General features: G+C 38.5%; 11 protein-coding genes. 6 read left to right on the top strand and 5 right to left on the bottom strand.

The genetic code is table 11. From position 1 onward, the window contains the following. Window positions 1-358: 358 nt before the first annotated feature. Window positions 359-685 carry an STAS domain-containing protein gene (locus LC608_RS05965; RefSeq protein ID WP_229552656.1) on the top strand — a complete coding sequence of 109 codons (327 nt, stop codon included), beginning with the start codon at window positions 359-361 and terminating at the stop codon, window positions 683-685. Here LC608_RS05965 and LC608_RS05960 read toward each other — a convergent pair. The 3 genes from LC608_RS05960 to LC608_RS05950 all read right to left on the bottom strand — a co-directional run bounded on the left by LC608_RS05960 (window position 668) and on the right by LC608_RS05950 (window position 3,675). After that, on the bottom strand, window positions 668-1,822 hold the full coding sequence (locus LC608_RS05960; RefSeq protein WP_229552655.1) for a PP2C family protein-serine/threonine phosphatase: 1,155 nt from the start codon (window positions 1,820-1,822) through the stop codon (window positions 668-670). The two genes, LC608_RS05965 and LC608_RS05960, sit on opposite strands and share 18 nt — an antisense overlap. 163 nt (window positions 1,823-1,985) lie before the next feature. Further along, window positions 1,986-2,753, bottom strand: a complete 768-nt coding sequence (locus tag LC608_RS05955; RefSeq protein ID WP_229552654.1) for a DUF1350 family protein — start codon at window positions 2,751-2,753, stop codon at window positions 1,986-1,988. A gap of 202 nt (window positions 2,754-2,955) precedes the next feature. Then, window positions 2,956-3,675, bottom strand: a complete 720-nt coding sequence (locus LC608_RS05950) for a hypothetical protein (protein WP_229552924.1) — start codon at window positions 3,673-3,675, stop codon at window positions 2,956-2,958. Window positions 3,676-4,685: 1,010 nt separating this feature from the next. On the opposite strand from LC608_RS05950, the gene LC608_RS05945 reads away from it, so the two are divergent. After that, on the top strand, window positions 4,686-5,249 hold the full coding sequence (locus tag LC608_RS05945; protein WP_229552923.1) for a pentapeptide repeat-containing protein: 564 nt from the start codon (window positions 4,686-4,688) through the stop codon (window positions 5,247-5,249). A gap of 173 nt (window positions 5,250-5,422) precedes the next feature. Further along, window positions 5,423-6,619, top strand: a complete 1,197-nt coding sequence (locus LC608_RS05940; protein ID WP_229552653.1) for a M20 family metallopeptidase — start codon at window positions 5,423-5,425, stop codon at window positions 6,617-6,619. 81 nt (window positions 6,620-6,700) lie between these two features. Here LC608_RS05940 and LC608_RS05935 read toward each other — a convergent pair whose 3' ends face one another. Continuing rightward, window positions 6,701-7,753: a hemerythrin domain-containing protein gene (locus LC608_RS05935; RefSeq protein ID WP_229552652.1), complete on the bottom strand. Its 1,053-nt coding sequence runs from the start codon at window positions 7,751-7,753 to the stop codon at window positions 6,701-6,703. A gap of 756 nt (window positions 7,754-8,509) precedes the next feature. Here LC608_RS05935 and typA point away from each other — a divergent pair. Then, window positions 8,510-10,300, top strand: a complete 1,791-nt coding sequence (gene typA / locus LC608_RS05930; protein ID WP_229552651.1) for a translational GTPase TypA — start codon at window positions 8,510-8,512, stop codon at window positions 10,298-10,300. Window positions 10,301-10,578: 278 nt separating this feature from the next. Then, window positions 10,579-11,487 (top strand): ATP-binding protein, encoded by a 909-nt coding sequence (locus tag LC608_RS05925; protein WP_229552650.1) that lies wholly within the window; start codon window positions 10,579-10,581, stop codon window positions 11,485-11,487. A gap of 30 nt (window positions 11,488-11,517) precedes the next feature. Here LC608_RS05925 and LC608_RS05920 read toward each other — a convergent pair whose 3' ends face one another. Further along, complete coding sequence (locus tag LC608_RS05920) at window positions 11,518-11,961, bottom strand: DUF29 domain-containing protein (RefSeq protein ID WP_229552649.1); 444 nt, start codon at window positions 11,959-11,961, stop codon at window positions 11,518-11,520. Between the two features lie 124 nt (window positions 11,962-12,085). Between LC608_RS05920 and LC608_RS05915 the strand changes: the two genes are divergently transcribed. Then, entirely contained in the window at window positions 12,086-12,673 is a 588-nt protein-coding gene (locus tag LC608_RS05915; RefSeq protein ID WP_229552648.1) for a Uma2 family endonuclease, read from the top strand. Window positions 12,674-12,755 lie beyond the last annotated feature (82 nt).

The following is a 12,755-nucleotide window of genomic DNA, read 5'->3' as shown; positions in this document are numbered from 1 at the left end:
TTGATAATGTTTATTGAACAAATTTCAGTTTTGCAAAAATCTTTAGCAAATTATCCGGAAAGCTGGAATTTTTACTTATAGTTCAATATTAACCTCTAAAGAGAAGATGTATATCCGTTATTCTTAGTTAGTCATTTGCTAGTAATCAGGCAATATTTAGTTAAATAAAAATTAGTTTTTGATTAACAATAAGATAAAAATGTTTATAGTTTATCCTTACTTATTCTTCTAGTATCACTTATCAATAAATATTCAGCAGCAAATTATGATTTTTCCTTGTAAGCATCTTTAATTTTCTCTGATGGGTATATAATATCAAAATCAAAGCATCATTTACACAAATCAGCATGACATAATTATGATAGAACAAGTGAAAATTATTAAGCTCGCTGGAAATTTAAACGCCACAACTTCACAAGCTTTTCGACAAAATATTACTGAAAGTTTAAAATTGGGTACAAAAATTGTGTTAGTTGATTTTCAAGATGTAACATTTATGGATAGTTCCGGTTTGGGGGCTTTAGTATTAGCTTTTAAAACCTTGCGGGCAGCAGATAGTAAGCTTGTTCTATGCTCAATTAATGAGCAAGTCAGGATTTTATTTGAACTGACTAATATGGATAAAGTATTTGAAATATTTCCTAGTCAAGACGCATTTAATCAGGTTTTAGTCTCCAAAACTTAATTGATCAAACTTAATTTGCAAGATAGATAAATCATCATCAAAAGCATCTTTGGAGTTTAGAGCGATTAAATAACTCAATACCTGATCGAGTTGGCAATCAACCGGATTTTGTAAGCTAACTAGTAGCTGAATAAAAGCATCCAAACTCCAAAGTGTGCCATCTGATTTAGTGATTTCATAAGCACCATCACTAAAAATATAAAGAGTACTGAATTTTTCAATATTGCAAAATCCATCAACATATTTTGCTTCTGGAAACATCCCAACTGGCATACCAGTGGTTTTTAATAGTTGAACTTCAGATTTTCTTGGAGACGTGCCAGTTACTAAAACTGCTGGTGGATGACCTGCACTAGCATAAATTAACTGGCCGTTAGTTCGGTTGTAAACTCCATACCAAATCGTAAAGTATTTGTCATTTTGATAATTCATTTGAAAGGTATCATTCAAAGCCTTCAACACATCGCTAGGTTGATAATAATTTAGGCCTTTGAGCGCACGAGAACGCAGCAGATTCAGCACTGAAACAGAGGGAAGAGTAGCTTTGAGTCCATGTCCGGCAGTATCAAGTAAGTAAATTGCCAGACAATCATCATCGAGCCAATAGTAATCGAAACAGTCACCGCCGAGTTGCCGTGAGGGAATGAATCGGAAATTTATATTGAAGGGTTCAGTCATGGAAAAAGGCAGTAGCGATCGCACATATTCTGCGGCTTCTGACATTTCTGATTCTAAAAGCAACTTTTGAGCCTGCAAATCTCTACTCAACTGATGCAGACGTAATCCCGCTCTTACGCGTGCTTGTAATTCATTATGCTCGATAGGTTTAGAAATAAAATCATCAGCGCCAGCATCTAGACCTTTGACGCAATCGGCAACCGAATCTAAAGATGTTAATAAAATAAAGAATGTAGTGGAAAATTTAGGATCTTGCTTAATATGTTGGCAGACTTCTAGACCAGTTAACCCCGGCATGATCCAATCACAAATAATTAGTGCTGGACGATAAGCCAGTGCCTTTTCTATCCCTTCTTCACCGCTACTGGCAGTAACTATCTGATAACCCTGCTTTTCCAGCATCCTTTTCAGAAGTGTTCTTATTGAATAATCATCATCAATTATTAATATTTGAAACATAAAAAATTTTAGTAGACACTAATTAATAAATTATTGCTATTGCTCTAAAAATAGAAAATAAAAATAGTTTATGGGCTCATGAGTTAGTAGTATATGTATATTAATACTACTAACTCATTTATATTTTCTGTCGAATTCATGACTTTTCAATAGTCATAAAAGATTATGGGGGTGCAAGAGGATTCACCCACAAGAGGATAGTATTTTTTAGCTGGTTCAAGTCGCGGTATGCTTCTTGTTTGAACCATTGCCCTAAGGCATCAAAGGGGGTGAAAGATGTTCCCGTTTGCCATTTAATGTCTTGACCTAGAGGTGTTGTATGAGTTCCTGGTAACGTTTGTATTGTCACCATCTGATCAAAGCGTTCTTGCAAGATTTTGCTTAAAGCTGCGGATTGGTCAATGGTGTCATTGCTAAATTTTATTAATAAATTGCGCCTAATGTCGTAACGCTCTTGGACAAGCTGGTTGGTTTCCAATGGTGAGGGGGTAAACTCAATCGCAAAAGTAGAATTGAACTGTTCTACTAAGGGGATAGCTTCTTTAGCGGCGTAGTTGTTGAAGGATATTAAAATATTGCCTGCGCGTTCTACTTTAAAGAGACTACCAATCAGCAAGTGAAGTTTACAGCCCATACTGTGCCCAATGCCATAAATGGGGTAGTAAAGCTTGCGTAATGCCCCAGAATCGTGTAAACGTTCGAGGGTGCGGTCAAAGTTTAGCAGCACAGATTTTGCGATCGCGGTATGATCCAAGGTGTTGACGAAAGGCGTAGCAATTACAACATAACCTTTACTTGCCAATTGTTCGAGTAACCAGCGATAAGTGATGTGCGGTGCAGTGGCGACAAATGCACCTCCTAAAAAATGGATGATACCTATGGGATTTCGGGGAATGATTACCCAGTTGCCTCTGACTTCTTTCCAGTCCATGCCGATAAAGGATCGCTTTCTTGATATTCTTTATGTTAGACCGGCGATCGCAACTGTGGGAAAGATTATGTAAAAAGCCATTGAGGATGTCTTGCGAGTAAATTGTAAGCTAACCCGCCTAGCAGCGTCTATGGGCTTATAAAGAGCATTTACCCATTCTCCAACTCACTTCTTTTACACACGTTTGCCCTAAATATTGGTTTTAACGCTGAGTCTGTAATCTTTTCATTTCGTGTTGCACATCTAATGCAATCTGTAATGCTTCATTGAGTAATCTTCCATGCTCAGTAGCCTGTTCATTTACTTGCATGGCTGTTAAAGTTGCTAAATTGTTGACGAATAGCTCTGTATTACTAAGGATAAAACTCTTATTTTCCCTCAAAATTCTTTCTGTCTTCAAAGCACGAACTAAATCTGATTTAGTGAGTTTTAGCGCTTCAATAACATTCTCTCTTTCCTTTATAAGCACTTCTGGATTACCAGCTTCTTCTATTTGGTCATTAATATCTATTGCTCTAATAACAGTATTATATCTTTCAACATCGTTTAACAGGATTTGCAGAGAATTTGTCATGTGATATTTGACAATTTTACTTCTACTTTTCCATATTAAATATAATATAGTTTGTGTAAAACCACCAATCCAAATACCTAAGATAATTAATAATGTCCAGGATGGGATTGTTATCCATGCTACAAATATTTTTATAAATATATCAAATAAAAGATAAGTAAAAACAAACGTAGCAAACCCAATAAAAATTACAGTTGCTCCTTCCGAGCTTTTAATTTTTTGGATGTATATTTTTACTAACTTTTTTAGAGGATTTGTAATGATTAAAAGTTGATCATTGACAGGTAAATTAGTCAGCTTTTGCAGTTCATCCTGACTAATTTCCAAGCCCTGTAAATCATCCCGCACAGCTTTTAAATCCTTGCCAGAATAGTTATTTAATCTAATATAGCAATCAATTTTCTGGAATGCTGGCATTTTGTCTAAACTTTTTCAGACAACTTAATACTGCTATGCAAGTCCAAGTTTTTTGTACAATATGCTACTCTTTTTGAAGAGAACTATTTTTCCTATAAGAGTAACAAAAACGAAAATAAATCAATTGGCTGTAAATGCAATCAAATTTTAACAGCTTATTGCCCTAGTCAACAGCCATTTGCAGCTACAAGAAACAATAATATAAAAGACCGCAAAAACTGAGATTTTGCAGCATTCTCAATTAGTATCATCGCCCACCCAGAAATAAATTTTAGCGGATTAGAGGTACTGTCCACTCAAGTGGACTAAAACCTTTGTTCAGTCTTCTTTACTCTCTGTTATTACATTAGTTGCCATCTCTGGTCAACAGCAACGCATCAATCAGGCTCAAACTGCACTCTTCAAACTGGCTGACAAACCTGGAAATGACGTTGAGATACTCGATCCTTTAACTTATAAGAACGCCAGAGTCTCGCTATCAGCCACACTCCAAGCAGTGCTAGAGGTCTAATTTCGCGACACCCGTCAAAAATGAGCCAATTTACAGTAACCACCAGGCGTATTGGTTATAAATCCCTTCTCCCCTCTGCTTTTCCTGTTAATCCAATGCTCAAAAACAAGATCCCCCTAGTCGTGTTTTTCATCGAGCTAGGGGGATCACATATATGGTAGTCTATAAGAGATTCGGTATAGTTCCTTACGACTTGATTCTATAGCCTATATTTCAGTTTGAGTAGTCTTACCATCAGAATTTATAGTATTTTTACACCTTCTTAATCAATGCTTCATCCCTGTTGTTCTTTAGGGAGGCAGTATATGTAAGTATGACAGTACGCAATATGCGTCACTTGTCATTTTTGTGGATATCTGTAAAAAGATATGTAACTATGGCAATACGCAATATACGTTACTTGTCATTTTTGTGGATATCTCTAAAAAATATGAAACTCAAGATTGTTGCTACCGTTGCCCTGTTAGCTTGTTTTGGGTTTGCAGAGCAAGCCCTTGCATTAAATCAGCTAGATTTGGATCAGCTGAAGGTAACAAGTGCCTGTCCTAGATGTAATTTGAGTGGTGCTGACCTAACTAAACTGAATCTAACTGGAGCAAATTTGCGAGGGGCTGACTTGAGTGGTGCTACATTATCTGAAGCTAATCTTACGAATGCCGATCTTACTGGTGCAAATTTAGAAGGTGCGCTTTTGAATTCGGTCAATCTCAGTGGTGCTTCGTTAACAGGTGCAAATTTAAAATCAGCATCTCTGGAAAATGCCGATCTGTCTAATGCCGGTTTCATAAGCGCCAATTTGGAAGCAGCAAACTTAAAAGACGCCAAATTGCAGTTTACCAATTTTCGGGGGGCTAACTTCCGACTAACAACTATGGCTAATGGTGTTGTTACATCCGACAAACCTTATGGCTGGTCGTTAGAGCGTCAGAATCCTAGAGAATGTAACGAGTTTAAACCCGAAAATACTCGAGGCACAACCTGTTATTCAAAATAAACTGGGAGTAGGGAATGGGGAGTACGGAGTGAGGCATTGATTATTTCTCGCTTATCTGCATTATCCTTCCCTATCCCTCGGCTTTTTCCTTGACTCATCCTTGTATAGCAAAAGCATTTTGTTTGTTAACAGTTCTTTATCATGGAAAAAAAGCCTACAGATTAATTAAATTGATGCTTACCCGTATTAAAGACTTAGCAGCAAAACTAGCGCCTCGCTTAATTGAAATTCGCCGCCACATCCACTCTCACCCAGAACTCAGCGGCCAAGAGTACCAAACAGCAGCTTTTGTGGCTGGTGTTTTATCTTCCAGTGGTCTGCACGTACAAGAAGGAGTTGGCAAAACGGGTGTTATTGGAGAACTGCAAGGCACTAGCGAAAATGACCATTTATTGGCAATTCGCACCGATATGGATGCCTTGCCAATTCAAGAGGGCACTAATTTAGAATATGCCTCTCGTGCAGATGGTATTATGCACGCCTGCGGTCACGATGTCCATACCACCGTGGGCTTAGGAACGGCAATGATATTATCCCAAATCGCTGAAGAGTTGGGTGGGAAAGTGCGATTTTTATTTCAGCCAGCTGAGGAAATTGCTCAAGGAGCAAGCTGGATGGTGAAAGATGGGGCGATGGAAAATGTTTCAGCTGTATTAGGGGTTCATGTTTTCCCTTCTATACCCGCAGGATCTATTGGCGTGCGTTACGGGGCATTAACAGCCGCAGCTGATGATTTAGAGATTCTGATTATGGGAGAATCTGGGCACGGGGCGCGTCCCCATGAGGCGATTGATGCGATTTGGATAGCTTGCCAAGTGATTACTGCAATGCAACAAGCCATCAGCCGGACGCAGAATCCCTTGCGTCCTGTAGTATTGAGCATAGGTAAGATTAATGGTGGCAGAGCGCCGAATATAATTGCTGATAAAGTGCAGTTATTGGGAACCGTGCGATCGCTCCATCCCGAAACCCGTGCCAAGCTGCCGAACTGGATTGAAAACATTGTATCTAATGTTTGCCATACCTATGGGGCAAAATATCAAGTCAATTATCGCCAGGGTGTACCCAGTGTCCAAAATGATTATACCCTAACGCAATTGTTACAATCAGCCGCAGAAGAAGCTTGGAGTAGCGATCGCGTTCAAGTCTTACCTGAACCTTCCCTTGGTGCTGAAGATTTTTCTATGTATTTGGAACACGTCCCTGGTTCCATGTTTCGCTTGGGTGTCGGCTATAAAGAAAGAATTATTAACCACCCCTTACACCATCCCCAGTTTGAAGTTGATGAATCTGCTATTATCACTGGCGTTGTAACTATGGCATATACCGCTTATAAATACTGTCAGCAAAACTGTCAGCAAAATTTTTAAACAAAAACTCCCAGCACATCAGCACTGGGAGTTTTTGTTTAACTAACCTTTTTTAGGGGATATAGAAAGCTCCAAAGCATTCTACACATTCGATTCGCTAACAACGCCTAATTTCTCTTGAATTCTGGTCTTAGCGGCTTTGAATTCAGTAGCCAGTTGCTCACTTTGATCGGTGCTCAAATTGTTACGAATAGCAGCAAACATTGTGCTTTCTTCTTGACGAATATGGTCGCCAACAGCTTCCATAAGCTTTGTAACTTGATCTTTGAATTCAGATGAAGAAGGGCTGATAGCTTTAATTTGATCTAACACCCGCTTCATCTCAGCTTGCTCGTCAAACAATTCTTGGGTGTTATCTTGACCATAGAAAGGACGTACTCTTGGGTAGACTACTTCCTCTTCAGCTTCAGCGTGAGCAGTTAGATCCTTGTAAATTTGACCAAAGTACTCTTGAATCTTCTGGGGATTGTCGCTTTGCAGGAGTTCGGTAAATAGGGTATTTACCTTGTTGTGATCCAGACGGATAACATCTTGGATGTTCAGATCGCTTTTATCACTGGTTTGGGTAACAGCACTACCTACTACACCACTTACCGCAGCCATAGCGTCTTGAACACGCGCCCAAATTCCTTGATCTGCATCTTGTCCAGTTAATTCACGAACACCCAGAATTTCCAGAATACCTTTGAGTTGTTCTTGGTGAGCGCGGTTCTCAAAATTAATGGTATTCAAGGGCCCAATCGCTAACAAAACATCAGCACCAACTTTTTGAGCAGCCTTATGAACAATCAAGCCACTCATTACTACTTGGTGTTTCAGCAATTCATGCTGAGATACTTTTTCATACAGGCTTAACTCAGAACCTTTGAACAATTCACGAGCTTTTTCAATGAATTCTGTAACATTTTTTTTGGGTTCAGCCTGAATCCCATACTGACCAATTACAGTTTCTAGAATGCCAAGATTTTTTTCGTCATCCTTAAGGAAATTGCGGATGCGATCGCCAATCTCAGCATCAAGCCCTTGGGTCAAAAGCGATTGCTCATTTTCGATAAGCAACTGTTGAAGTGCTTTGATACTTGCCAATTTTACAGCAATAGCATTGCGTTTCGTATCATCTAAAGTAGTTACCATCCGTGTTCTCCTCGGCAAAGTGTTCATAATTATTACTTTATATAACTTTGACATAGGGGTTAAGGAGATTTCATCTTTCTTTTGAGCGATCACGCTCACAACTCTGGGTAGAGAAACAAAAATTTTCGTTACAATTTCTGCTCTTATACTTTTAGATAGATAATATTTAAATCTAAACTATATCCTGAGATAGATAATCTTTACTTTTTTTGATATTCTTCAATTTGATAACATCAAAAAAAAGTAAAAAATAATCAGCAAATAATTGTATTTTCCAGAAATAAATATTGGAAATTATTAGTATAAGAATGTACCGCCCGTGATTATCTTTGGCGAGATAAGTAATAGCAAAACCACCTTCACCTAATTATTTTTCAATTGTGTATTTCCCACTCTGCAATTGCAGCCATTATTTAAAAATCCAAAATGCTGGTGTCAATTATGGCACAAGTTAAACTAATTTACAGAAGAAGATATATCTTAGAAGTTTTAACTAGGCATTTACCCACTCTTCAACTACCTGAGTTAAGTTTTCTAAGTTGATCGAGTAAATAATTCAACATTAAGCCCATGATTCAGGCTGCCTAACTTTCTGTCTTATGCAGCCTTGACAAACCTCACCGCTATTGTGACGATTACGCTAGAATTGTTAAAGGTTCTTTACAGAATTTGCTGATTATCCCCAATTCTGTTAAAACAGCCTAGCATTCAAATGTAAATCTAATAAACCCTCTCTAGAGTTCACTAAAAGCTTCTATGACGCTCCCAATTCGCAACGTCGCCATTATCGCCCACGTTGACCACGGCAAAACCACCCTGGTTGACGCACTCCTCAAACAATCCGGCATTTTCCGCGAAGGCGAAGACGTTCCGGATTGCGTTATGGACTCCAACGCCCTAGAACGGGAACGGGGTATTACTATCCTGTCCAAAAATACGGCGGTTCGCTACAAAGATACACTAATCAATATTGTTGATACTCCTGGACACGCTGACTTTGGCGGCGAAGTTGAACGCGTACTCGGCATGGTTGACGGATGTCTTCTGATTGTCGATGCCAACGAAGGCCCCATGCCCCAAACGCGCTTCGTTCTGAAAAAAGCTTTAGAAAAAGGGCTACGCCCCATTGTTATCATCAACAAAATTGATCGTGGTCAAACTGACCCCCACGTTGCTGTTGATAAAGTATTGGATCTGTTCTTGGAATTAGGGGCAGATGAAGACCAGTGTGATTTTACCTATCTGTTTGCCTCCGGTATGGGAGGTTTTGCTAAGGAAAGCTTAGAAGCAGAATCGGTAGATATGCAACCCCTGTTTAACGCGATTCTGCAACACGTTCCACCACCAGTAGGCGACAGCAATAAGCCTCTGCAATTGCAAGTTACAACCCTAGATTATTCTGAATATCTGGGACGGATTGTGATTGGCAGAATTCACAACGGTACTATCCGCTCAGGACAACAAGCTGCTTTAGTAACAGAAGATGGTACTATTGTCAAGGGCAAAATTACCAAGTTGATGGGCTTTGATGGACTGAAGCGCGTAGAGATGGAAGAAGCAACCGCAGGTTATATTGTGGCGGTGGCTGGTTTCGCTGATGCTTATATTGGGGAGACAATTACTGACCCCAATCAACCGCAAGCTTTACCACTAATTAAAGTGGATGAACCAACCTTGCAAATGGCCTTCTGGGTAAATGATTCGCCCTTTGCTGGTCAAGAAGGCAAGTTGGTGACATCAAGACAAATACGCGATCGCCTATTCCGCGAACTTGAAACCAACGTTGCTTTGCGTGTCGAAGAAACCGATTCTCCAGATAAATTCCTCGTTTCCGGTCGTGGAGAACTCCACCTGGGTATCTTAATTGAAACCATGCGTCGGGAAGGGTTCGAGTTTCAGGTATCTCAGCCACAGGTAATTTACCGCGAAATCAACGGTCAACCTTGCGAACCTTTTGAACTCTTGGTGTTAGACATTCCTGCTGATGGTGTGGGTAGTTGTATTGAACGCCTGGGACAACGCAAAGGCGAAATGCAAGATATGCAACCAGGTAGTGGCGATCGCACCCAGTTAGAGTTTGTCATTCCCGCCCGTGGATTGATTGGTTTCCGGGGTGAATTCATGCGGATGACTCGTGGTGAAGGCATCATGAACCACAGCTTCTTAGACTACCGTCCAATTAGTGGTGATATTGAAGCCCGTAACAAAGGCGTTTTAATCTCCTTTGAAGAAGGTGTTTCTACGTTCTACGCCATGAGAAATGCTGAAGATAGAGGAGCATTCTTTATTACTCCCGGCACAAAGGTTTACAGAGGCATGATTGTGGGAGAACACACTCGTTCTCAAGATTTGGAACTAAATATTTGTAAGACCAAGCAGTTAACCAACCACCGGGCTGCTGGTGGCGATGAATTGGTTCAGTTGCAAGCACCGATAGACATGAGCCTAGAGCGTGCTTTGGAATACATCGCCGCCGATGAATTGGTGGAAGTTACACCCCAATCTATTCGTCTGCGGAAAATGTCGAAGAAGTTGGCGAAACGCTAAGTAAAGCAATAACTTAATTGATTTAGAAAGCCCACTGGTGTGGGCTTTTTATTTTGTTATTTAGATTGGATCAGATGCGTGATGCAACAGCCTGATCTATTGAATTTTTCTTGATTACGTAATGACAACTGTTATAACTTAGTAAGCTACGCAAATAGCACAATAGTACTATCAAATTTTACCCTATGCATCTCAAGACAGTCTTCATTCGCTTCTATAAATCCTTCAATGACGACTTCCTGAGAAAACAAGAGAATAGAAAACCTAAACATTGGGAAATGATAGGTGATACTTATTACCCATATATTCAAGTTTCCATTGATCCCAAAATTACAACAATTGTTGGTGCAAATGAATCTGGAAAATCTCACTTGTTAAGTGCTATTGAAAAGGCTATATCCGGCAAAGATATTGAGCGGAGTGATTTCTGCCGCTATTCTCCTTTTTTCACAGTTAAACACAATGAATTAAAATATCCTGATTTTGGTTCTGAATGGGCTGATCTCAAGAAGCCTGAACAAGACAGCTTAAGAAAAATTATCCCAGAAATTCATCGGAATACTATTATTGAGAATTTTTTCATATTTCGCAATAATGTTGATAGTTTAACGATTTATTTACCTGAAAAAGGAGAGTATACACCATATCCAATTAATGAAAAACAGGTCATTGAGTTATACAAATTACTTCCTAAAACATTTAGAATTGAGTCTAGTATTGCTCTTCCTTCAAGCGTTCCCATTAAAAAATTAGTTCAGTTGGGTCAAGAAAATTATTTAGGTGGTACAAAATTTGAACTTCTGGATCGAGAACAAAGAAGCAAAATAGTAGATGCACTTGATGTTTTTAGTGACAATCCAGAATTGATTACCAAAGTTCGTGTTTATGGGAATGAAAATAAGGAAGAAATTGATCATGAAGCAGTTACATCAATCAAGTCAATTATTTCATCACTTGATGAAGTAATTTTGAGTCCAAAAGAGAAGGAGAGAAGAGAAAAAGAATTCAATTTAGCTTATAAATTAATCTGCAAAATTGCCAAGGTTGATGCTAATGCTTTACTTGATTTAGCTAAGGCAATTAAAGTCAGTAGGCATTCTTACAGAAAGCGATTGCCAATTAGCAGTATAGATTTACAGTGCGTAGGCGTAGCCCGTCGTAAACATTACCTCTTGGTACTGCTTTAATTTCACAAAAATCAGATAAGACTGATATATTTAAGGTAAATAATTGTCATCTAATAATTCTACAAGAGTGTAAGGACACTTTTCTAGAAAAATAGTTAAATCGGTTTTAATTTTCACAAAATCAACCGCACTTTGATAAATATTCTCTAAATCATCCTGTAACTTGTTTATTAAATTCGTCGTTAAATGGTTATTTAAGTCATATCTAAAGGTTTTAATTTCTCCAATCCAATGACGAGAGTTTCTTTCATATTCCACCTGCCAATATTGAAGTAATAATATATGTATAATAATTTGCCTTAAAAGACTTTTGGCTTTAGCTAAATCTCTTTTCCCCAAACTGATTAATTCCTCAATTAAGTTTTCTAAATCAAGTTGGTTAAACTGTTTCTGTTTTAATAATTCAACAGTTTTTTCTAACCATAAATTCTCATCGGTTTCATAGAGTTGTTTTAAGTTGGTAGTAATTGTCATATTTTTTATCTTCTACTTAGATTACATCATCTAATCATATACAATTATAAATTTATAGATGCAAACCACCAAAATAGATATAAATTGTTAATTTGTGCAGACAATTCCTCAGTGACTCCACATTATGAAAAATATTGGGTTGACGCAAGGAAAAATTACAGTTCCAGAAAGCACGACTCTAGAAGAGTTCTTAAAACTTCCATACATTGAAGAGTCACCAGCTTGGGAATATATTAACGGAGAGGTAATTCAGAAACCTATGGAAGGGGCTAAACACAGCTTATTGCAAAAACGTTTAGTTGCAGTGATTGATGCCTTGAGCAGTAACTACGAAGCCTTTCCTGAATTACGCTGTACCTGCGGCAATCGTTCAGTAGTTCCTGATGTGGTTGTTATCTCTAGCAATCAAATACCACTGGATGAGAGCGGTGATATTATTAGCAACGGCATTGATTTCGCACCCGCTTGGGTCATCGAAATTATTTCGCCTGCTCAAAGTCAAACGAAAGTAACTGGCAATATTTTACACTGTTTGAGAAATGGCAGTCAGCTAGGATGGTTGATTGATCCAAGTGAACGCTGTATTTTAGTTTATCAGCCTGATTCTTTACCAGATTTGTTAGCGGGACAAGATATATTACCAGTGTTAGAAGATTTGAATTTGACGCTCTCTGTTAATGAAGTCTTTGCTTGGTTACAACGTAAAATTTGACTTACTGTGTTTCTTGAATAAACTCTAACTGAACGAAAAAGTATAGAGTATTAGATGATGGTATCGAAATTCTACGGATTGT

It is taken from the genome of Nostoc sp. XA010 (genome assembly GCF_020829625.1).
Taxonomy (GTDB): domain Bacteria; phylum Cyanobacteriota; class Cyanobacteriia; order Cyanobacteriales; family Nostocaceae; genus Nostoc.
This window is presented reverse-complemented; position numbering and strand designations above follow the sequence as displayed.